Source organism: Rhodococcus sp. IEGM 1305 (genome assembly GCF_030058635.1).
GTDB classification, from domain to species: domain Bacteria; phylum Actinomycetota; class Actinomycetes; order Mycobacteriales; family Mycobacteriaceae; genus Rhodococcus_F; species Rhodococcus_F opacus_D.
On sequence record NZ_JASHKX010000001.1, the window covers coordinates 87,508 to 107,299 of the forward strand.

At 67.3% G+C, this 19,792-nt stretch carries 25 protein-coding genes; 15 read left to right on the forward strand and 10 right to left on the reverse strand.

Features of this window, described 5'->3' with window-relative positions; translation table 11 throughout:
* The first annotated feature begins 30 nt into the window (after positions 1–30).
* A complete protein-coding gene (locus QM693_RS00400) occupies positions 31–270 on the forward strand; it encodes a WhiB family transcriptional regulator (protein ID WP_283351457.1) in 240 nt (79 codons plus the stop codon).
* A gap of 40 nt (positions 271–310) precedes the next feature.
* Here the strand turns inward: QM693_RS00400 and QM693_RS00405 are convergent, their stop codons facing one another.
* The 3 genes from QM693_RS00405 to QM693_RS00415 are packed head-to-tail and all read right to left on the reverse strand — an operon-like array spanning position 311 to position 1,957.
* Positions 311–1,513, reverse strand: a complete 1,203-nt coding sequence (locus tag QM693_RS00405) for a fatty acid desaturase family protein (RefSeq protein WP_283351006.1) — start codon at positions 1,511–1,513, stop codon at positions 311–313.
* Positions 1,514–1,555: 42 nt separating this feature from the next.
* On the reverse strand, positions 1,556–1,711 hold the full coding sequence (locus tag QM693_RS00410) for a DUF6131 family protein (protein ID WP_009476302.1): 156 nt from the start codon (positions 1,709–1,711) through the stop codon (positions 1,556–1,558).
* A 51-nt stretch (positions 1,712–1,762) separates the two neighbouring features.
* On the reverse strand, positions 1,763–1,957 hold the full coding sequence (locus QM693_RS00415; RefSeq protein ID WP_280779476.1) for a CsbD family protein: 195 nt from the start codon (positions 1,955–1,957) through the stop codon (positions 1,763–1,765).
* Positions 1,958–2,182: 225 nt separating this feature from the next.
* Between QM693_RS00415 and QM693_RS00420 the strand changes: the two genes are divergently transcribed.
* From QM693_RS00420 to QM693_RS00445, 6 genes are all read left to right on the forward strand, one after another.
* The gene (locus QM693_RS00420) at positions 2,183–2,890 is read left to right on the forward strand and encodes a TetR/AcrR family transcriptional regulator C-terminal domain-containing protein (protein WP_283351007.1); all 708 of its coding nucleotides are present in this window, start codon (positions 2,183–2,185) and stop codon (positions 2,888–2,890) included.
* 144 nt (positions 2,891–3,034) lie between these two features.
* Positions 3,035–3,412, forward strand: a complete 378-nt coding sequence (locus tag QM693_RS00425; protein WP_283351458.1) for a YciI family protein — start codon at positions 3,035–3,037, stop codon at positions 3,410–3,412.
* Entirely contained in the window at positions 3,409–4,644 is a 1,236-nt protein-coding gene (locus tag QM693_RS00430) for an RNA polymerase sigma factor (RefSeq protein ID WP_283351008.1), read from the forward strand. Before QM693_RS00425 ends, QM693_RS00430 begins: the two co-directional genes overlap by 4 nt.
* Complete coding sequence (locus tag QM693_RS00435) at positions 4,641–5,525, forward strand: carboxymuconolactone decarboxylase family protein (protein WP_283333177.1); 885 nt, start codon at positions 4,641–4,643, stop codon at positions 5,523–5,525. The genes QM693_RS00430 and QM693_RS00435 overlap by 4 nt, the downstream gene beginning before the upstream one ends.
* A 113-nt stretch (positions 5,526–5,638) precedes the next feature.
* Entirely contained in the window at positions 5,639–6,169 is a 531-nt protein-coding gene (locus QM693_RS00440) for a pyridoxamine 5'-phosphate oxidase family protein (protein ID WP_283351009.1), read from the forward strand.
* Positions 6,170–6,222: 53 nt separating this feature from the next.
* Positions 6,223–6,870, forward strand: a complete 648-nt coding sequence (locus QM693_RS00445) for a CG0192-related protein (protein WP_283351010.1) — start codon at positions 6,223–6,225, stop codon at positions 6,868–6,870.
* Positions 6,871–7,055: 185 nt separating this feature from the next.
* Here the strand turns inward: QM693_RS00445 and QM693_RS00450 are convergent, their stop codons facing one another.
* Both QM693_RS00450 and QM693_RS00455 read right to left on the reverse strand, forming a co-directional pair.
* Complete coding sequence (locus tag QM693_RS00450; RefSeq protein WP_283333174.1) at positions 7,056–7,859, reverse strand: oxygen-binding di-iron domain-containing protein; 804 nt, start codon at positions 7,857–7,859, stop codon at positions 7,056–7,058.
* A gap of 11 nt (positions 7,860–7,870) precedes the next feature.
* Positions 7,871–8,341 (reverse strand): grhN, encoded by a 471-nt coding sequence (locus QM693_RS00455; protein WP_280779483.1) that lies wholly within the window; start codon positions 8,339–8,341, stop codon positions 7,871–7,873.
* A gap of 102 nt (positions 8,342–8,443) precedes the next feature.
* On the opposite strand from QM693_RS00455, the gene QM693_RS00460 reads away from it, so the two are divergent.
* Positions 8,444–9,574: a helix-turn-helix transcriptional regulator gene (locus tag QM693_RS00460; RefSeq protein ID WP_283351459.1), complete on the forward strand. Its 1,131-nt coding sequence runs from the start codon at positions 8,444–8,446 to the stop codon at positions 9,572–9,574.
* Positions 9,575–9,632: 58 nt separating this feature from the next.
* Here QM693_RS00460 and QM693_RS00465 read toward each other — a convergent pair whose 3' ends face one another.
* From QM693_RS00465 to QM693_RS00475, 3 genes are all read right to left on the reverse strand, one after another.
* Positions 9,633–9,869, reverse strand: a complete 237-nt coding sequence (locus tag QM693_RS00465; protein WP_005254663.1) for a hypothetical protein — start codon at positions 9,867–9,869, stop codon at positions 9,633–9,635.
* An 87-nt stretch (positions 9,870–9,956) separates the two neighbouring features.
* Positions 9,957–10,286, reverse strand: a complete 330-nt coding sequence (locus tag QM693_RS00470) for a branched-chain amino acid transporter permease (RefSeq protein WP_283351011.1) — start codon at positions 10,284–10,286, stop codon at positions 9,957–9,959.
* A complete protein-coding gene (locus QM693_RS00475; RefSeq protein WP_283351012.1) occupies positions 10,279–11,022 on the reverse strand; it encodes an AzlC family ABC transporter permease in 744 nt (247 codons plus the stop codon). The genes QM693_RS00470 and QM693_RS00475 overlap by 8 nt, the downstream gene beginning before the upstream one ends.
* 77 nt (positions 11,023–11,099) lie before the next feature.
* Here QM693_RS00475 and QM693_RS00480 point away from each other — a divergent pair, with 77 nt between their 5' ends.
* The 6 genes from QM693_RS00480 (at position 11,100) to QM693_RS00505 (ending at position 17,321) form a co-directional block, all read left to right on the forward strand.
* A complete protein-coding gene (locus tag QM693_RS00480) occupies positions 11,100–11,540 on the forward strand; it encodes an Lrp/AsnC family transcriptional regulator (protein WP_005254660.1) in 441 nt (146 codons plus the stop codon).
* 49 nt (positions 11,541–11,589) lie between these two features.
* Entirely contained in the window at positions 11,590–12,564 is a 975-nt protein-coding gene (locus tag QM693_RS00485) for an ERCC4 domain-containing protein (RefSeq protein ID WP_283351013.1), read from the forward strand.
* Positions 12,565–12,723: 159 nt separating this feature from the next.
* Positions 12,724–14,091 carry a hemolysin family protein gene (locus tag QM693_RS00490; protein ID WP_283333166.1) on the forward strand — a complete coding sequence of 456 codons (1,368 nt, stop codon included), beginning with the start codon at positions 12,724–12,726 and terminating at the stop codon, positions 14,089–14,091.
* A complete protein-coding gene (locus QM693_RS00495) occupies positions 14,084–15,118 on the forward strand; it encodes a CNNM domain-containing protein (protein WP_283351014.1) in 1,035 nt (344 codons plus the stop codon). The genes QM693_RS00490 and QM693_RS00495 overlap by 8 nt, the downstream gene beginning before the upstream one ends.
* Positions 15,115–15,645: a hypothetical protein gene (locus tag QM693_RS00500; protein WP_283351015.1), complete on the forward strand. Its 531-nt coding sequence runs from the start codon at positions 15,115–15,117 to the stop codon at positions 15,643–15,645. Before QM693_RS00495 ends, QM693_RS00500 begins: the two co-directional genes overlap by 4 nt.
* Before the next feature lie 215 nt (positions 15,646–15,860).
* Positions 15,861–17,321: a PepSY-associated TM helix domain-containing protein gene (locus QM693_RS00505; protein ID WP_283351016.1), complete on the forward strand. Its 1,461-nt coding sequence runs from the start codon at positions 15,861–15,863 to the stop codon at positions 17,319–17,321.
* 30 nt (positions 17,322–17,351) lie between these two features.
* Here QM693_RS00505 and QM693_RS00510 read toward each other — a convergent pair whose 3' ends face one another.
* Positions 17,352–18,020, reverse strand: coding sequence for an AIM24 family protein (locus QM693_RS00510; protein ID WP_283333162.1), 669 nt, complete (start codon positions 18,018–18,020; stop codon positions 17,352–17,354).
* 21 nt (positions 18,021–18,041) lie between these two features.
* Positions 18,042–18,518, reverse strand: a complete 477-nt coding sequence (locus QM693_RS00515) for an Lrp/AsnC family transcriptional regulator (protein WP_280779499.1) — start codon at positions 18,516–18,518, stop codon at positions 18,042–18,044.
* 135 nt (positions 18,519–18,653) lie between these two features.
* Between QM693_RS00515 and pdhA the strand changes: the two genes are divergently transcribed.
* Entirely contained in the window at positions 18,654–19,790 is a 1,137-nt protein-coding gene (gene pdhA / locus QM693_RS00520; RefSeq protein WP_283351017.1) for a pyruvate dehydrogenase (acetyl-transferring) E1 component subunit alpha, read from the forward strand.
* Positions 19,791–19,792 lie beyond the last annotated feature (2 nt).

The window sequence follows — 19,792 nt, forward strand, 5'->3', positions numbered from 1 at the left end:
GCGCCCTCCACGTCGAACTGGGACTGGCGGATGCACGGGCGTTGCCGGTCCACGGACACAGAGCTCTTCTTTCCGTGTGAGGGGGAAGGGCAGGGCGCACGCATTCGGCGAGAACGAGCCGCAAAGCATGTCTGCGAGCCCTGCCCGGTGCTGACCGAGTGCCGAAATCACGCATTGATCACCGGTGAGCAGTTCGGCGTCTGGGGTGGCACGACGGAGAAGGACCGCCGGTATCTTCGACCACCCCGACTCGGTCGATACCGTTCATGACGGCGAAATGCCCGCGGCGTCACCGCTCGTCCGTATCGGCTCATCGGCGGTGCGCGCGCAGCGCGGTGCGGAGTCCTGTGCGGCGCCCGGTGGCTCCGTCGGCGGGCGTGATGGATGCGGTGCGGAATTTCAGTTCGGACGCGGTCTCGGGAGCATCGTCGGCGGTCGCGGACAGAAACCGGTCCGGGAGTGCCAACTTGTGGATGGTGCGCAGGGTCAAAAGGTATTGCCTGGCAAGCGAACCGGTGGTGTAGGGCAGATCGTACTTCTCGCACAGTACGCGGACCCGCGTCGCGATTTCCGGGTAGCGGTTGCTGGGGAGGTCCGGGAACAGGTGGTGCTCGATCTGGTAGCAGAGGTTGCCGCTGAGGAATGCGAGCACCGGGCCGGCTCGGAAGTTGGCGGTGCCGAGCATCTGGCGTAGATACCATTCCGCCCGGATCTCGTTTTCCAGTTCGGCGGGGGTGAACTTCTCTGCGCCGTCCGGGAAATGTCCGCAGAAGATCACGACGTAGGCCCACAGGTTCCGCAGTAGGTTGGCGGTGAGGTTCGCCTTCAGCGTCCGGCGCCACCGCCGCCCGCTGAAGGCGGGAAAGAGGACGTAATCCTTGCCGGTCTGCCGGACGATCTTGCCGATCAGCGCTCGGGTGTGGCCGGACTTCTCGGCGGCGGTGCCGGCGCGCTCCTGTTCGGAATACAACCCGTGCAGGGCGATGCCCCATTCGAACGTGGTCGCCAGCAACAGGTTCCGCAGCGGTTGCAGCAGGTTGTCCGGTTTCCACGGCTGGTCGCGGGTGATGCGGATGACGCCGAACCCGAGGTCGTCGTCCATCCCGATCACGTTGCTGAACACATGGTGGCGATAGTTGTGGGAGTACTGCCACTGGGACGACAGACCCGCCATGTCCCACTCCCAGGTGCTGGAGTGGATTTCCGGGTCGTTCATCCAGTCCCACTGGCCGTGGGACACGTTGTGCCCGATCTCCATGTTCTCCACACTCTTGGCCACGGCGAGAGCCGTGGTCCCGAGTGCCCATCCGACGCGCGTCCGGCTTGCGTGGATCACCAGCCGCGCAGCGGCGTCCAACCCGCGCTGGAAGGCGATCGTGCGGTGGATGTAGGTGGCATCGCGCTCACCGAGTGAATCGGTGATGTCCCGCCTGATCGCGTCGAGTTCGGTGCTGAGCGCCTCGACGTCCTCCGCTGTGAGGTGCGCGTATTCCTTGATGTCGGATATCGCCATGGTCTACTCCAGATTCCGGACCCACCCTGGACCGGCTGTGCGTCAGTAGTAGTGGCGTCGGCCCGCGACCGCGTGCCCGGCCATCCCCATGACCTCGAGCACCACTCCGATGATGATGAGCGCTATCCCGATGTACAGGAGCGCTGGGACGCTGAGGACCAAGCCGACTATGGCGAGGATGATGCCGAGAATGATCATGATGAGGCCTGATTTCGGGACGGGGGTCGAGATTCGGACTGGTGTGGAGGGTCAGCGTGTGAAGATTCTTTTGATCTTCCGGCCTGCCTGCTTGATCTGGTCGCCGGCTTGCTTGGCTTTGCCCTTGGCTTCCTGCGCACGTCCCTCTGCCTCCATGCGCTCGTTTCCGAGCGCCTTCCCGACGGTCTTCTTGGCGGCGCCTTCAGCGGTTTCAGCTTTGTGCCGAAGCTTTTTCCCGATACTCATGGCGATGCTTCTCGTTTCTCGGTTACGCGGCGGGTGCGGATCAGGCGTCGTACGTGAGCGGGAATGCGTCGCCGCTGGAGTTCAACACGCTTGCGCCTCCGACGATCTCGGACGATCATGACGGCCTCCTGTGGCCCGCGGTGCATAATCAAGTCAACGCCGGATTCCGTCGCAAGTCAACACTGTAGATCTACGGTTTAGGCCTACAGTTGAACGCGAGGGAAGGTGGCGAAGATGCCCGAGCGTCGTTCGATCCACTCCGACGATGGCCCGATCACCCGTGAGCGGATACTCGAGTGCGCGCTCGGGATCATCGACGGTGACGGCATCGACGGCCTGTCCATGCGCCGCCTCGGCAAAGCACTCGGCCGCGACCCGATGACCCTGTACCGCCACGCCCCGAACAAGGCCGCGCTGCTCGACGGGGTTGCCGAGCGTGTCCTCGAAGAACTCGAGGTCGACACCGACGACGGCGACTGGGCGACGCAGCTGCGGGAGGTCGCGCGGGGCTTTCGCCGGTTGGCCCTCGCTCATCCTCAGGTGGTCCCGCTATTGGTCACCAGGCCGCTGTCGACGCCGCTCGGGCTCAGGCCGCTCGGCACCCTGCGTCCACTCGAGGACATCCTGACCCTGCTCACCAAAGCGGGCTTCACCGACGCCGATGCCTTGCACGTCTATCGGGCATTGTTCGGCTTCCTCTACGGCCACGTCCTCAACGAACTGCAGGAACTCGTCGAGCGTCCCGACGAGTCCGACGACCTTCTGCGCCTCGGCCTTCACCGCCTGCCGATCGCCGAGTTCCCTCTGATCCGGGGCCTGGCGCCGGTGCTGGCGTCCTACGACGGCGCCGCCGAACTCGAACGTGGCGTCGACATCCTCCTCGCGGGCCTGACCGCGACGTCGACGCAGCCCGACTCTCCTCCGGACCGGTGATATGAACGCGCCCGGACGTCGAGCCGGTTCGGTCGAGGGCATCGACATCGAAACCGAGTGGGCCGAAAAGTCGAGATAGGGTTGGCTCGTTCGTCATTCTCTACAGCCGAGTTTTCACGGGTGAGAGGAGGACCTGTGCAGTACATGCTGTTGATCTACAACTGTGAGCGGCCCGAACCGGGCGATCCGGGTTTCGCCGATGCGCTTGCCCGGGTGAACGCATTCGCCGACGAGTGCCGCCGCCGCGGAGTCTTCGTCTCCGGGCACCCCCTGCAGCCGGAACACACCGCCACCACGGTCAGCGTTCGGGACGGTCGGACGCTGATCACCGACGGCCCGTTCGCCGAGACCCACGAACACCTCGGCGGCGCCTATGTCCTCGACTGTCGCAATCTGGACGAAGCCCTGGAGCTGGCCGCCTTGTGCCCGTTGGCCGAGCAGGGGTCGATCGAGGTGCGGCCCATCGTCGATGTGCCGGGCCTGGATCACCGTCCGGCGAATGTGACGGTCGTCGGCGAATGAACGCCGAACCGGGGCTGCAGCAGGTCTACCTGGAACACAGGGCCCGGATGCTCGCAGCTCTGATCCACGTGCTCGGCGACTTCGAACTCGCCGAGGATGCGCTGCAGGATGCTTGTGCACTCGCGTTGCGCAAGTGGGGCGACACCGTACCGAACGACCCAGTGGCCTGGCTGCTCACGGCGGCCCGCAACAGCGCGGTCGACCGGCTGCGGCGGGCGCGGCTCGGCCGGGAGAAGCTCGCCCAGGTGGGTGAACAGTCCCGGGTGGTGACGGTGATGACGGACGTCGGTGAGGACAGCCTGCTGCGCATGGGTGATGAGCGGTTGAGCCTGATCTTTGCGTGCTGTCATCCCGCCCTGGCCGAGGACGCGCGGGTCGCCCTGACCCTGCAGGCCGTGGCCGGGCTGACCGCCGGGCAGATCGCCCGCATGTTTCTGATCGGCGAGTCGACGCTGGCGCAGCGCTTGGTGCGGGCGAAACGCAAGATTCGCGACGCCGGCATCAGTCTGGATGTGCCCGCCGATCACCAACTGCCCGAGCGGGTTTCCGGCGTTCTCGCGGTGGTGTACCTGATTTTCACCCAGGGCTACGCCCCCGGTCGGCTCGAGCAGAGCACGCTGTGCGAGGAGGCGATCAGGCTCGCCGAGCTCGTCGCCACCCTCATGCCCGACGAACCCGAAGCGCTCGGACTGGTCGCGTTGCTGCTGCTGCAACACTCGCACCGCGCCGCCCGCTACGATCCCGCCGGCGACGTGGTGCTGCTGTCGGATCAGGACCGCTCACGATGGGATCGCGCCGAGATCACCGAAGCGATCGGCGTACTGGACCGGGCGCTACGCCTCGGCAGACCGGGTCCGTACCAATTGCAGGCCGCGATCGCCGCGTTGCACGCCCAGGCTGCTTCGACCGATCACACGGACTGGCCAGGCATCGCCGCCCTGTACACCCAATTGCTCGCGGTCGATCCGTCACCGGTGGTGGCGTTGAACCACGCCGTGGCCACGGCAATGGCGACCGGCCCGGAGGAGGGGCTCGCGCTGATCGACGAAATCAACGGAATCGACCGCTACCACCTGCTTCATGCGGCACGAGCCGATCTCTTGCGCCGTCTCGGCCGCACCACGGAGGCGGCAATCGCCTACCGGCGAGCACACGAACTCGCCGGCAATCCCGCAGACCGGCGATTCCTCGCCCGACGTCTGCTCGAACTCGACCTCACGGAGTCCCCATGAGACTGTCCATTCTCGACCACGGCCACAGCCGACGCACCAAACTGTTCCTCACGCTCACGTCCACCATGTCGCGCGTGGACAGCCCCGACATCGTGAAGCTCCTGCTGTACCGGCCGGGCTTCCTCACCCGTCCGCTGTTGGAGCTCACCGCCGACGCGATGCGCGGGCCGTCGTACTGGACCGCCGCGGAACGGGAGTACCTCGCGATGTGCACCGCGCAGTTGCACCGCTGTCCGTTCTGCATCGACACGCACGCCGAACTCACCCGCATCGCCGGCCACGGTGAGATCGACCCGGATCGTCCCGCGTCGGCACGGCCCCCACTGAGCGCCGTCCGCGAGTTCCTCGACACGATCAGCCGCACGCCGGACCGTGCCGACCCCGCCGGAGTCGCCGACCTGCCCGAACAGGCGCTGGTGGAGGCATTGCGTGTCAACCTGGTGTGGAACATCGTCAACCGCCTGGCCAACGCGTTCGGCTTCACCCTCCGAGAAGGCCAGTTGCACAGCGGTACCCGCGCCCTGCACCGATTCGGCTATCGCTTCCCCGGATTCCTGCTCGCCGACGGCGCGAGACCCGACGGCAGTGACGATGCCGTGGCCGACCTCCGCCACTCGGTGTTGCATCGGCCTGCCACCACCGCCCCCGCCCTGCGTCTCGCCGCCGCGTCCGGCGACCCGCTTCCCGAACCGTGGCAGGCTTACGCGGCGGCGGTCCGCGACGCCTCCTACACGATCACCGACAGCGACATCGACAAACTTCTCGCCGCCGGACCAAACGAGGATCAGGTCTTCGAGGTCACCGTCGCCGCGGCGGTCGGCGCGGCCCTGGAGAGTTTCGATGCCGGAATGTCCGCACTGGGACACACGTCCACGAGCTGAACCGAGCAGATCGACGGAAAAACCTGACACAGGATGTCAGGGTCTCGGTGCGAGCATGGTTTCACCGTTCGGCGCCGGGCCCCGGATCGACATCGACACAGATAAGGACCTCCATGCGCGAAACACGAGAAGAGCTCGACGAGCTCCAAACCCTCCTCGACGCCTCCCTGTCCCGCTCCACCGCACACCTGCGTTCCATCATCAACACCGAGAGCACCCTGACCGCAGAACAGCTCACCCAGATCGTCACCGGCATGTGCACCCTCGCCCTGTCCACCGTCACGACGAAGGGCGAACCGCGGATCAGCGGTGTCGACGGGCACTTCCTCCACGGGAAGTGGCACTTCGGCACGGCGCGCGGCGCCGCCAAGGCCCGCCACCTCGCCGCCCGTCCCGCCGTCAGTGCTGCGCACCTGCGCGGTGAGGACCTGGGTGTGTTCACGCACGGGACGGTGGAGATCCTCAACCCCCAGGACGGCGAGCCGGCCGCGGACTGGCCGGACCTGCTCGCCTACTTCACAGACTTCTACGGCGAAGACTTCTTCGACTGGGACAACGACGTGGTCTACTACCGGCTGCATCCGCACTGGATGACCGTCTACGCCGCTGACATCGCCAAGCTCACCGCGGCGCCGCGGTCCTGATCGGCACTGTCGACCCAGCACCGATTGCCGGGTGACGCGGTACCGTCGGCCGCGTGGCTCTCATCCATCACGCTCAGCTGTCCCCGTCCAAGGCCGAGATGCTCGGTGACTGGGTTCCGCGCCAGCCCTGGATCGGGTCCGCCGACGCGTCGTCCGTCGAGGTCGTCGGTGCGTACCGGTTCGATGATCCGGCCGGGGATGTCGGCATCGAAACCCACCTGGTCCGGACGGCGGACGGGCAGGTCGTGCAGGTGCCGGTGACCTATCGCGGTGCCCCGATGGCCGGTGCGGAGGCGTCGCTGATCACCACGATGCAGCATTCCGTGCTGGGTGAGCGCTGGGTCTACGACGCGTGCGCCGACCCGGTGTACGCGAATGCGCTCGTGACGGCGATCCTGACGGGAGGGACCGAGGCGGAACTCCAGTTCGACATACCCGGCGAGCGCCGAAAGGTGACGACCAAGGTGTCGGGTAGCGGCTCACCGGTCTCGACCGTGCCGGTCGTCGATGCCGTGAACTGTGCGAATGAGGGAACGACCACCGTCATCACGACGGACCGGATCGGCGTGCGGGTGTTCCGGGTGATCGATCCGGATCGGGTCGCGCCTGTCGGCTCGCACACTCTGGAGGGCACCTGGCCGGGCCGAGGTGCGCCGGCGCTGCTCGCGATCGCGCATCCGACGGCGAACCACGACGTGTGACGCGGGAGGGGCGGAATATCTCCGAGGACGGTACAGTTGAACCCGTCGACGGTGTCGGACATACCCCGGGTACCACATTAAAATTGTCGCCGAGAGCGACCACTTGCCGAGAGGCGATATGACGGCACCGTCGCAGAAGCCGCCGGCACCATGTGGTGCCGGCGGTTTTCGTTCTGCGGTGGACCTCACCCGACAGGCTCGAATCCGGCCAGCATCTGCTCGAGTGCGGCCTGGTCGGGCCCGATGAAGGGGTCTGACTTCGGTGCCTCGGCGAGCATGTCCAGAAACTCGGCGGTGCGTCCGTCCGCCGGGGGGAGGTGGGTGCCGAGGATCCATCGCGGGTCGAGCGCTCGGAGCGCGGCGACGGTGCGCAGGAACTTCGTCTCGTCCACCAGATGCACCCAGGGACTGTCGACGGTGGCCCACAGGTGCTGCGCGGAACGGACGGCGTTGGGTGTGGAGTACCCGACGTCGTTGGCGGTGGCGAGTTCGGCGGTCTCCATCGGCGCCCCGAAGCAATCCGACGAGAAGTAGGCCTCGCTGCGGTCGTCGTAGAAGCCGACGGTGCTGGGATTGTCGAACAGCGGGGGCCGTAGCGCCGTCAGTGTCCGATCGCCGACGTCGAGGGATTGACCCGGATTGAGCAGGTAGACCCGGTCCATCGGGACGGGCCGTGCGCAGGACATGATGCCTACGCCCGCGAAGGTCGTGATCAGGCGGGCGCGCGGCGCCGCGTCGAGCAAGTCGAACAACGCGCCGGTGTGATCGCGGTCCGGATGCGTCAGCCAGATCCACTCGACGTCCGCGGGATCGAGCACCGAGCCCAGGGCTTCCATGAAGCCGCATCCGGGCAGGCTGAGTCCGGTGTCGACGACGACGGGTTCGGCGGCGTGGAGAACGTACGCGTTCACCGGTAGGTGTCCGATCCCCGGTACTTCCAGTTCGTCACTGAGAGCGGTGATATCACGTCGGATATTGTTGATACGCATGGGAACTCTCCTCAGTCGTCGTAGTCGACGCGGATCAGTGACCGGGCGATCGTGGCCAGGTCGGCTTCGGTCGGCTCGTATCCCCGCGGGACCTTCAGGCCCAGTTCGAATGGGGTGGCCCCGTCGTCGAGCGCGGCACGGAATGCGGCGCCTGCCTCGGCGGGGGTGGCCTCCAGTAGCAGGGCCCGGCCCCGGCGGACACGGCCCCGGTGGGTGACCGTCACGGGTGCGCCGCCGGCGAAGTTGCGCCGCCACGGACGCTCGGTGAACACGAGCGTCTGACCGTCGACGTCGTGCAGGCACACCGGCACCCGCAGGGTGCGCCCGGTACGACGGCCGGTGAACTCGATCAGCCCTTGGCGCCGGATGCGCCGCCCCAGTGACCGGGTCGTGAGGACCCGCCGGACCAACGGGTTGACCAGCCGCATCAATTGGGGTGGCGGCGGGCTCAGCCGCACATTCGTGGTATCGATTTTGGACATGTCACCGACGCTAGGAGCGATGGAGCGGGCGCACCATTCCACAATTCTGGTATTTCCGGCGCCGATCCGCGCTCGTACGATTGACTCGTGAGCGTGGATTCCGTGCAGTGCGCGGCAGACAAGGTCGCACGATTGTGCGCCGCACCACGCGGCCTGGTGTCGCTATGGCGGGACGCGTCGGACGTCGTCGCCGGTGTCGTCCCGTATTACTGGACGCCGTGCTGGTTCACTCTCGACCCCGTGTCCATGCTGATGACCAGTCACTATCACTTCGGCATGGACGAATTTCCCGGGGAATGGCTGGCCGCCGAGTATTACGAGGACGACGTTCAGTCCGTCCCCGACGTAATGCGTTCGGCCGAAGGGATTTCCACGTTGCACGAAGCCGCGCACGGTGATCCGTCGGGAAGTCCGCGCTGGCGCCGGAACCGGACACTCGGCGGCGACCAGGAGCTGATTGCGCGGTTACGCACGCGCTCGGGAGAAACGTGGGGAGCGCTGAGCCTCTATCGCGACGAGGGGATGCCGATGTTCTCGGAAACCGAGAAGTCGTTCGTGCAGGAGATAGCGCCGGTCCTCGCGGGCGGTGCCCGCCGCGCACTGCTGTACGGGCAGGCCGAGGAACCGGAGTATGCCGATTCGCCGGGTTTGCTCGTCCTCGACGAGAACTGGAACATCGAATCCGCGACGCCCGGGGTCGACCGGTGGATGGTGGATCTGCCGGGCGGGGACTGGGATCGGGGGGAGTTGCCGGCCGCGGTGATCACTCTCGCCGGTCGTGTGTTGCGGTGTGTGGAAGACCGCGACCGGCTGGGCGACGTGGCCATCTCGCGGGTGCTGTCGAGGTCGGGGGCGTGGTTGGTGCTGCATGGGGCATGCCTGACGTCGACGGGCAGGCGGCGGATCGCGGTGATCGTGGAGCCGGCGCATCCGAGCCGCCTGTATCCGCTGCTGATGTCGGCGTACGGGCTGACCGAGCGCGAGAAGGAGGTCACGTCGATGGTGTTGCAGGGGGCGTCGACTTCGCAGATCTCCGTCGAACTACACGTGTCGGCACAGACCGTGCAGCAACATCTGAAGAGCATCTTCGACAAGACCGGCGTGCACAGCCGACGCGACCTGGTCGGCAAGGTCTTCTTCCATCACTACGAGCCGCGGTTTCGCGACAACGAAAAGCGGACCGCCGCGGGCAGGCCTGTCCGCGGCGATCCCTGGCATACACAGAGCAGCTGAGCCCGGGAATCCGGTTACACCGGCGGATGGGTTCCGATCCGGGCCGTAGTCCGGGGGCCTACTGTTCCTTCTTCAGGCGGGCGGCCAGCATGGCCTTGCCCAGATCGCCACCCTTCCGGCTCACGGCTTGGGCGCGGCGGAAGAAGTCGGCCAACTCGGCGTCGCCGTCCATGTCGGCATCCGAGATGTAGCCCTCCAGACGCAGAGCGTTGCTCAGTGACGCTTCGACGAACCAAATCAGGTTGTAGTCCTTGTCCCGAACACCGGTCACCGAGCGTGCATCTTGTTCACTCATCAGTGCGTCCTTCCCGAGAAACGGCCGACTGTCTTGTGGTTCCTGCCTACCCGTGTGGTTGCGTCGTAAACGTGAGGCGCGCCGGGCTCAGGCGAATACCCAGTTCATCAAGACGACGTACAGCCCGGTCCCGAGGACGATCGAGAGCACCGCATTCTTGCGCAACAGGTGCACCGCGGCCGTCGCCGCCACCGCGATCAGTTCGGGGATCCCGTGCGACGGGGCGGTGACGGACACGTTCTTCAGGGAGTACGCCACCAGGATCAGCATGATCCCGGCGGGCAGGTAGACACCGAGGTAGCCGACGAGTGCGGACGAGCGCAACGGCATGACGATCGCGAAGGGAACGGCGCGCAGGGCGAACGTGACGATCGCCATGATCGCGATGGCCGCGAGGATGTAACCGGCGTCAGGCATCGGTGCGCACCTTTCGCCGGGTGACGAGGTAGCGGATGACGAGCAGGCTCACGAAGACGCCCATCGCTATCGGCAGCATGTGTCCGGGGTCGACGAGTCGCGCGATCAGCGCGCACATCACGGCCATCGAGGGCACCGCGAAACCGCTCTGGGACCGGATGGCCTCGATGGACAGCACGACGAACAGAGCGGTCAGCGCGAAGTCGAGGCCGACGATGTTCTCCGGGATCCATTGCGCCGCGGTCGCTCCGAGCATCGCTCCACCGATCCAGTACGCGTGGAGATACACCTGCGAGTACACGATCACCCGGCCGGACATCGACTGCCGGTCGCCGGTGACCGCCATGGCGTACGCCTCGTCGGTCAGCGCGAACATGCTGTAGAAGCGGGCGAGCCGGCCCCTCACCCTGTCGAGGGGAAAGCTCAAGGCGTAGAACACGTGCCGGAAGTTCACCAGCAACGCGGTCAGCGCGATGTACGGGAGAGGCGTCATCGCGGCCACCATGCCGACCGCGATGAATTCGAGGGAACCGGCGTAGATCAGCGACGTGAAGACCATCGCCCACCACGGGTTGAGCCCCTGCTGGACGACGAGCACCCCGAGGGCGATCCCCAGCGGGACCAGCCCGATTCCGACGGGGAGGGACGCCTGCAGGGCGCGACGCCACTCCGGCGCCTGCCGGGGGTCGGAGTCGACGACTGCGGTCGCCGCGAGGGTAGCTGGATCGATCACCACGCAAATCTATAGCAACCATCCAGGTGCGCGATTGCGAGAGAATGCCCATTCGGCATACTCTGCGCAATAATAGTTCAATGGACGACATCGATCACGCAATTCTCGACCACCTGCGGAACGACTCCAGTCTGACCAACACGGAATTGGCGGATCTCGTGGGTCTCACTCCCTCCCCGTGCCTGCGCCGGGTCAAGAAGCTCGAGGCGGACGGCGTCATCACCGGCTACCGCGCCATCGTCAGCCAGGAAGCGCTCGATCGGGGTTTCCAGGTGATCGTCACCGCCGAGATCGGTGTGAACGACCAGGCGACCATCGAACAGTTCGAGTCCCGGGTCGCCGCCTTCGACGAAGTGATCGAATGCCGGAGGCTGTTCGGGATCCCCGACTACTTCATCCGGGTGGCGGTCCGCGACCTCGCGACGTACGAGAACTTCATGGCCACCAAACTCAGCGGACTCCCCGCGGTATCGCGGGTCACCTCGTTGATCACGATGAAGACCATCAAGAGTGCCGACTGACCGGCCGCGAATCGGGTTTGCCCCGCGTTTGATCCCCTATTCTGGCGACATGCCCGACGACCTGCTGATCGCGCGGAATCCGGAAGCCGGCTCGACGCTTCCCTATCTGGTGCGGGTTCCGCTGGGACCGGGCGGCATCGTCGTCAAGGCGAAGCAGCCCTGGCCTCGCGAATCCAAGGTCTACTGCCACCGGGCCGACGAGTGGCCCGCCGACGCCGAGATCCTGGAGCGGCTCGAGGTTCGTTCGTGCACCCGGCGAGGCCCCGCGATCGACCTGGTGCTCACCCGTGCCCGGGAGAACCGCTCCCAGCTGGTGATGACCCGAGCGCGGGGCCGGGAGATGATCTTCTGGCAGTCGCCGCGCACCGCGAAGCAGGCGAGGCCCGCGGTCACGGTGCCGACGGCGCGGGCCCACGGCCGCGTGCTCGACATTGTCGTCGACACCGCCGAAAAGTATCCGTACACGTTCGGGAAGCAGCAGGCGACCACGGTTCGCCGACGGCTGTCCGCGGGAGACTACGCGGTCGAGGTCGGCGACGAGATCGTGGCGGTGGTGGAACGCAAAACGCTCGAGGATCTCGCGGCGAGCCTGCTGTCCGGGCGGATGACGTACGCGGCTGCGGAGTTGGCCGCGCTGCCTCGGGCCGCCGTGGTAGTCGAGGACCGGTACAGCCGGCTGTTCAAGCTCGAACACGTCAGTGGTGCCAAGGTCGCGGAGGCGCTGGCCGAATTGCAGGCTCGGTTTCCGGCGCTGCCGGTGACCTTTTGCGAGACGCGGCAACTGGGACAGGAGTGGACCTATCGCTGGCTGGGCGCCTGCCTGCACGAGTGGGAATCAGCTCGGGCGACCAGCGATCTCGAAACGACGTTCGCGACGGCTCCTCCCGTGGCGCAGCGGGAAGCGGACCTGCAGAGCCCCGGGGTCGTCCGCGCGTGGGCTCGGGCTCAGGGGATCGCGGTGTCGGACAAGGGACGAATCCCGGCCGCGGTGATGCGAGCGTTCTCGGCGGCTCACGCAGAGTGACTCCGCGCACGCGCCACCCGCAAGAGTAAAGAGTCCTTTACTATGGGTGGTTCATCCCCCGAATACAGAGAGAGCCATGACCAGCGCTTCGCGCCCCCGAAGACCCAGCCCGCCCCAGAGTGATCACCGCAGTCCCGGATGCAGGGCGCGGGTGAACGCATGGTGACCGTCCTGAGCATCGGCTTCGGCGTCGTCGTCGTATTACTGATCACCGCCCTGACCGGCTACTTCGTCGCCCAGGAATTCGCGTACATGTCGGTCGACCGCTCGCGGCTCAAAGCCCGGGCCGAGGCGGGAGACTCGGGCGCCGCCCGCGCCCTCGGCGTCACTCGCCGCACCTCGTTCATGCTCTCCGGCGCCCAGCTGGGCATCACCGTCACCGGCCTGCTCGTCGGTTACGTCGCCGAACCCCTGATCGGACGCGGCCTCGGTGAGCTCCTCGGCGGCGTCGGCATCCCGACCGCGGTCGGGATCGGTGTCGGCGCCGTCCTCGCCGTCCTGTTCTCCACCTTCGTCCAGATGCTCTTCGGGGAGCTCTTCCCGAAGAACCTGGCGATCGCCCGGCCGGAACCGGTGGCGCGTTGGCTCGCGCTGTCGACGACGATCTACCTGAAACTGTTCGGCTGGTTGATCTGGCTGTTCGACCAGTCGTCGAACCTGCTGCTGCGCGCGCTGCGGATCGAGCCGGTCCACGACGTCGAACACTCGGCCACGGTGCGGGACCTCGAACACATCGTCGCCGAATCCCGCGACGCCGGTGAGCTGCCGCGGGAACTCTCGACCCTGCTCGACCGGATCCTCGACTTTCCCACCCGCACCGCCGGGCACGCGATGATTCCCCGCGCCCACGTCGACACCGTCCGGGCCCACGATTCCCTGAGCAGTGTTCGCGAGAAGATGGGCGCGGGCCACACCCGATACCCCGTGGTCGGGAGTTCGTCCGACGATCTGCGCGGCGTCATCCACCTCCACGACCTGCTCGGCGAGCAGGCCGACGGTCCGGCCGCGTCCCGGGCCCGTCCGGCCGTCGTCGTGCCGTCGTCGCTGCCTCTGCCAGACGTGCTGGAACAGCTGACGGCGGCCCGGGACGAAATGGCCCTCGTCGTCGACGAGTACGGCGGATTCGCCGGCGTCATCACGATCGAGGACCTCGCGGAGGAACTCGTCGGTGAGATCGCCGACGAGCACGATCCCGACGGTGACGCGTCCGTGACGGGCTCGGAGTCCGAAGGCTGGACGATGCCCGGCGATCTGCACATCGACGAGGTGGAGCGCATCCTCGGACACGACCTGCCGCCCGGTGACTTCGAGACGCTCGCGGGTGCCGTCATCACCGAGTTCGGCGGTCTCCCCGTCGTCGGTGACGTCGTCGCGATCCGATTGAATCCGGATCCGGCCGACCTGATCAATGACGCCGACCCGCCCGTCCGCAGCCTCGACGCCGAGGTGCGGGCAGTCGACAAGCACGTCCCGTCCTCGCTGTTCGTGAGGCTCCGCGTCCTGGAGAGTGACTCGACCGATGAGTAATCCATGGGTCATCGCGCTCGTCACCGTCGGGTTGATCGCGGCCAGCGCGTTCTTCGTGGCGATCGAATTCGCGTTGATCGCCGCCCGCCGCCACCGGCTCGAGGACGCCGCCCCCACCAGCAGGGCCGCCCGCGCGGCTCTGCGCAGCGCCTCCGAGTTGTCCGTGCTGCTGGCCGGATCCCAGCTGGGCATCACCGTCTGCACCCTCGCGCTCGGCGCCGTCACGAAGCCGGCCGTGCATCACTGGCTCACCCCGGCCTTCGCAGGTTGGGGTGCCCCGCTGTGGCTGGCGGACGTGCTCGGATTCATCCTCGCTCTGATCATCGTCACGTTCCTGCATCTCGTCGTCGGTGAGATGGCACCGAAGTCGTGGGCGATCGCGCACCCGGAGAAATCGGCGACCCTGCTGGCGATCCCGATGCGCGGGTTCATGTGGGCCACCCGCCCGCTGTTGCTGGTGCTGAACCGGATGGCCAACCGGTGTCTGCGGAAGTTCGGCGTGGAACCGGTCGACCAGGTGGGGGCCGGGCAGGATCCCGACGCGCTGCGGCACCTCGTCGAGCACTCGGCGACCGTCGGCACGCTCGACGAGCGGTACCACGGTCAACTGACCAGCGCCCTGGAACTCCAATCGCTCGCCGTGCGAGACATGGTGCGGCCGAACACCGCCCCCAGCAGCGTCGCCCCGGACGCGTCTGCGGCTGCGATCAGGGCGGTCGCGGATCGAAGCGGCCACCTCCGACTGCTCGTGCGCGATGAGGACGGGATCAAGGGGGTGGTGCACGTTCGTGACAGCCTGCGGACCGGCGACGCAGCCACGGCCGCCGACCTCATGCGCCCGGTGCTGACCCTCGATGCGGACGCCGCCGTGTACGACGCATTGCGCACCATGCGCGAGACTCGCAGCCACCTTGCGATCGTCACCCACAGCGAGCAACTGATCGGTGTCGTCACCCTGACCGACGTCCTCGCGCGTCTGCGCCCCGCGGCCGGGGTGGGCCACGGAAGCGGTACCCTCGCGGGGTGAATTCACGGTTGGATGTGGTCGCGCGGGTGCGCGGCTCCGTCGTGGGTTCACTGTCCGGCGCGGTCAGCATCGCCGCGCACGGCATCGGTGGAGGCGGAATGCCCCCGAGCGATGGCTCGGTGGTGCTGCTCCTCGCGGCGTGCGCCGCGGTCGGGGCGTCGGTCGCCGCTGTCCGGGTGACCACCCGGGAATGGCTGTTCGTGCTGTCGGTGCTCGCTGCGGGCCAGCTGATCGGCCACACCACGCTGGCCTTGGCCGCCGATCATTCCCATGGGCTGGGGCTTTCCACCCCGATGATCGCCGCGCACCTCGCCGCGATCGCGGTGGCCGCTGTACTGGTCCGGTCCGCCGAACGCGCCTGCCTCAGGGCATTGGCGGCGTTGTCACGGATCGTTCTCGCCGTCCTGGCCCCGCTGCAGGTCGATACCGGCACCTGGACCGCGACCCCGGTCTACCGCGCGAAGCTGTCGTTGTGGCTGCTGGTCGCCGCGGGCGCCGGCACCCGCGGACCACCCGCTCTCGTCTAGTCGAATCCTTTCTCACCGCCTCCCGGTGCACACCAGACGTGTGGTCGCCGGTCCGGCGTGTTCTCACACGGCACCAGCAGACTCCCGGCGGGTCCCGGTGCCGGTCCCTTCCTGAGTCGGCGCATCCCTGACCTCGAGTTGCCCAGCGCACCCCGGACGTGCGCGGCCTCGACGGCGCTGGGTGCTCGTCTCACCCGATTCGAAGCGAGATCGTCATGTCCATCCCTGACCTCGAACGCGACACACCGGTCGCGTCCTCCCCGGCGTCGAAGGTCTCCCCGCCGCCACGCAGTTTCCGGCCACTGATCCTGCGCCTGCACTTCTATGCGGGGATCCTGGTAGCCCCGTTCCTGGTGATCGCCGCCGTCAGCGGCGGCCTCTACGCTCTCGCGCCGTCGGTCGAGCAGCTGGTCTACCGCGACTACCTGCACGTCGATTCGACCGGCCCGGACCTGCCGATGTCCGAACAGGTGCGGGCCGCGCAGCAGGTTCGCCCGGACCTCACTGTCGCCGCCGTGCGCCCGGCGACCGAAGCGGGTGACACGACGCAGGTGATGTTCACCGATCCCACCCTGGGCGAGTCCGAGCGCCGCGCGGTCTTCGTCGATCCCGTCACCGCGGAGTCGGTGGGCGAGCTCGTCGTCTACGGCAGCAGCGGGGCGCTGCCGATGCGCACCTGGATCTCGCAGTTGCACCGGCACCTGCACCTGGGCGAGCCCGGCCGCCTCTACAGCGAGCTCGCCGCGTCGTGGCTGTGGGTCATCGCGCTCGGTGGCGTGTACCTGTGGGTGCAGCGCTACCGCACCACCCGCGCCCGCAACGCGGACGCCGCCAGGCTGTGGACGCTCGACCGGTCGAGCCGCGGACGCAACCGCACCCTCAGCTGGCACGGGGTGGTCGGCATCTGGATCGCAGTCGGCCTGGTGTTCCTCTCGGTCACGGGCCTGACCTGGTCGCGGTACGCGGGCGAGAACGTCGGCGAACTCCGCTCCGCACTGAGCTGGACCACCCCCAAGATCGACAAGAAGCTGGACTCGGCGCCCGCTGCCGGCGCTGCCGCATCGGGCGGTCACGACGGGCACGGCGCCGGGCACACCCCCGCGTCGGATCCGGGAACCCTCGACCGCAACGTGGGCGAACTCGACACCGTCCTCGAGGTGGCGCGGCGGGGCGGTGTCACCGGTGCCGTCGAGGCGACCGTTCCCGCCGACGCGGGCACCGCGTTCACCGTCACCCAGACCCGCGAATCGTGGCAGTTCTCGACCGACGCGATCGCGGTCGACGGGGCGACGGGCGCGGTGACGGACGTGTCGCGATTCGGTGACTGGCCGCTCGCGGCGAAGCTGACGTCCTGGGGGATCGCCCTGCACATGGGGTTGCTGTTCGGCCTGCTCAACCAGCTGGTCCTGGCCGTCCTCGCGGTGGCGTTGCTCGCCGTGATCGTCCGCGGCTACCTCCTGTGGTGGCGCCGCAGGCCCACCCGCGGCACCACCCGGGCGGTGGGCAGGCCGCCGGTGCGGGGCACCTGGCGGCGAATCCACCCGGCCGCGGCGGTGGCCGGGGCCGCCTGCGTCGTCCTCGTCGGCTGGTTCGTTCCGCTGCTCGGCGTCAGCCTCCTCGCGTTCCTGCTCGTCGACGTCGCGGTCGGCGCCCTCGCCCGCACCCGGGCAGGGTGAGTGACCGGGGCACCCGTGCAGCCGCGGCGGTTACGGCTTGGGAACCGGGTGCCCCTCCGAGGCCTGGACGACGACGATGCCGCTTCCGGTGAGGCACAGCTGATATGCCTCACCGGAACCGCGGCCGATCGCGGCGCCCATCTTCGCGGTCTTGCGGATCGTCGAGTGCAGGCCGGTCGACCACAGCACCGCACTCTGCATGTCGACGTACGTGGGGGTGTCCACGTTCAGGACGACGGGAGTGCCGTAGATGGTGACGGCGAGGACACCGCGGCCGGTGAACGTGGTGTTGAACAGTCCGCCGCTGAGCATCGACGCCCCCTCGACGCGGTTGATGTCCCAGCTGAGGGAGCTGTCGAACGCGAGGACGTTGGAACCGCTGACGGTCACCGACTCGTCCTCGAGTTCGAGCAGGAAGATCTCGTCGGCGTCGCGGGCGAGGAACACGTCGCCGCTGCCGGAGACCTTCATCAGCGACATGCCCTCACCGGTGAATGCCTTTTTGAAGAACTTCCCGACACCGCCGCTGCCCTGGTAGGCGAAGTCGACGTCGCCCTGGTAGGCGACCATCGATCCCTGCCGGGCAAAGAAGTGACCGCTGGTTCCGGCCAAGTCCACCTTGAGCATTCGGGGATTCTGTAGCACGAAGGTGCCCGGGTCACCACTGCGTTCCGCGTTCTTCATCAGGTCGCTGCGCATGACGGAATCCTATCCGTCCCGTCAACGAACCCATTCCGGTCCGGGCCCGTTGTCTTCTTCGAAGATCAGCCACGTCTTGGTCGACTGCACACCCTCGAGGCTCTGCAACCGTTCGAGGACGACATGACGCAGTGCGCTGTTGTCCGGTGCGCGCACCAGGACGAGAACGTCGAAATCGCCGCCCAACAGCGAGAAGTGCTCGACGAAGGGCAGTGTCCGGAGCTGGGTGGAGATCCCCCGCCACGAGTCCTGCCGAATGGAGAGGGCGATGAACGCGGACGAGCCGAGTCCCGCCTTGGAGTGCGAGATCCGGGTGGTGAAGCCTTCGATGATCCCCGCCTCCTGCAACCGCTCGATTCGGACGTAGGCGTGCGCGCGGGAGATGTGCGCCTTCTCCGCCAGCGCCCGCATCGAGATGCGGCTGTCGGCGACCAGTTCCTTGATGATGCGCCGGTCGATGGCGTCGAGTTCATACGTGTCCGCTGTGCCGCCGGCCATCTGTCCATCCCTACTGTGGTCGCTCACACTCCGGTGAGACATTCTGCCCTCAATGAGCCGATTCTAGACCGTTTGTCTCTGATTCCGCCTTGTCGTTGTCGATAGGTCGTTCAGTTGCGAGCATTGACGAACACAATGCATCTGGAGGTAGACGTGACGCTCGTAGAGCCGCCCCTGGCGACGCCGTATCGGAAGTTCCTTCCCGCCGAGTGCGCGGTGCAGTATCTGGACGCGGCCGGCGAGCTGACCGAGAGCGAGGCCCGGTATCCGAGGCCGAGCGACGACCGTCTGGTCGAGATGTACCGGAACATGTTGCTGGGCAGACGCTTCGATCAGCAGGCGACGGCTCTGACCAAGCAGGGCCGGCTGGCCGTGTACCCGTCGTCGCGTGGTCAGGAGGCCTGCCAGATCGCGGCGGCGATGAGCCTGCAACCCGGCGACTGGATGTTCCCCACGTACCGCGACTCGGTGGCGCTCGCCGCCCGCGGCATCGATCCGGTCGAGATCCTCAGCATGCTCGCCGGCAACTGGCACTGCGGCTACGACCCCGCCGCCCACCGCAGCGCCCCGCAGTGCACCCCGCTGGCCACCCAGCTCTTGCACGCGACGGGTGTGGCCTACGGCGAACACCGCAAGGGAAACGACACGATCGCCCTGGCGTTCTGCGGCGACGGCGCGACCAGTGAGGGCGACTTCCACGAGGCCCTCAACTTCGCCGCCGTGTTCAAGGCGCCGGTCGTGTTTCTGGTGCAGAACAACGGATTCGCGATCAGTGTGCCGCTCGCCCGGCAGAGCGCGGCGCCCACGTTGGCGCACAAGGGGGTCGGCTATGGAATCGGCTCCGAGCAGGTGGACGGCAACGACCCGGTCGCCATGCTCGCCGTGATGGACGAGGCCGCGAACTTCGTCCGCGCCGGCAACGGTCCCGTCATCGTCGAAGCCCACACCTACCGGATCGATGCGCACACCAACGCCGACGACGCCACCCGCTACCGCGACTCGGCCGAGGTGGAACAGTGGCTCGGCCGCGACCCGCTGGCCCGGCTGGAGAAATACCTGCGCGGGAAGGGCCTGCTCGACAACGCATCGTCTGAGGCCCTCACCGCGGACGCCGAGGCCGCCGCATCCGCGCTGCGTGCCGGCATGAACGTCGACCGGCCCACCGACCCGATGGACCTGTTCCGGTACGTCTTCGCCGAACAGACCCCGCAACTTCGAGAGCAGCAAGCGCAGGCGGAAGCCGAACTGGCCGCCGAGTCCGAGGAGAACTGACA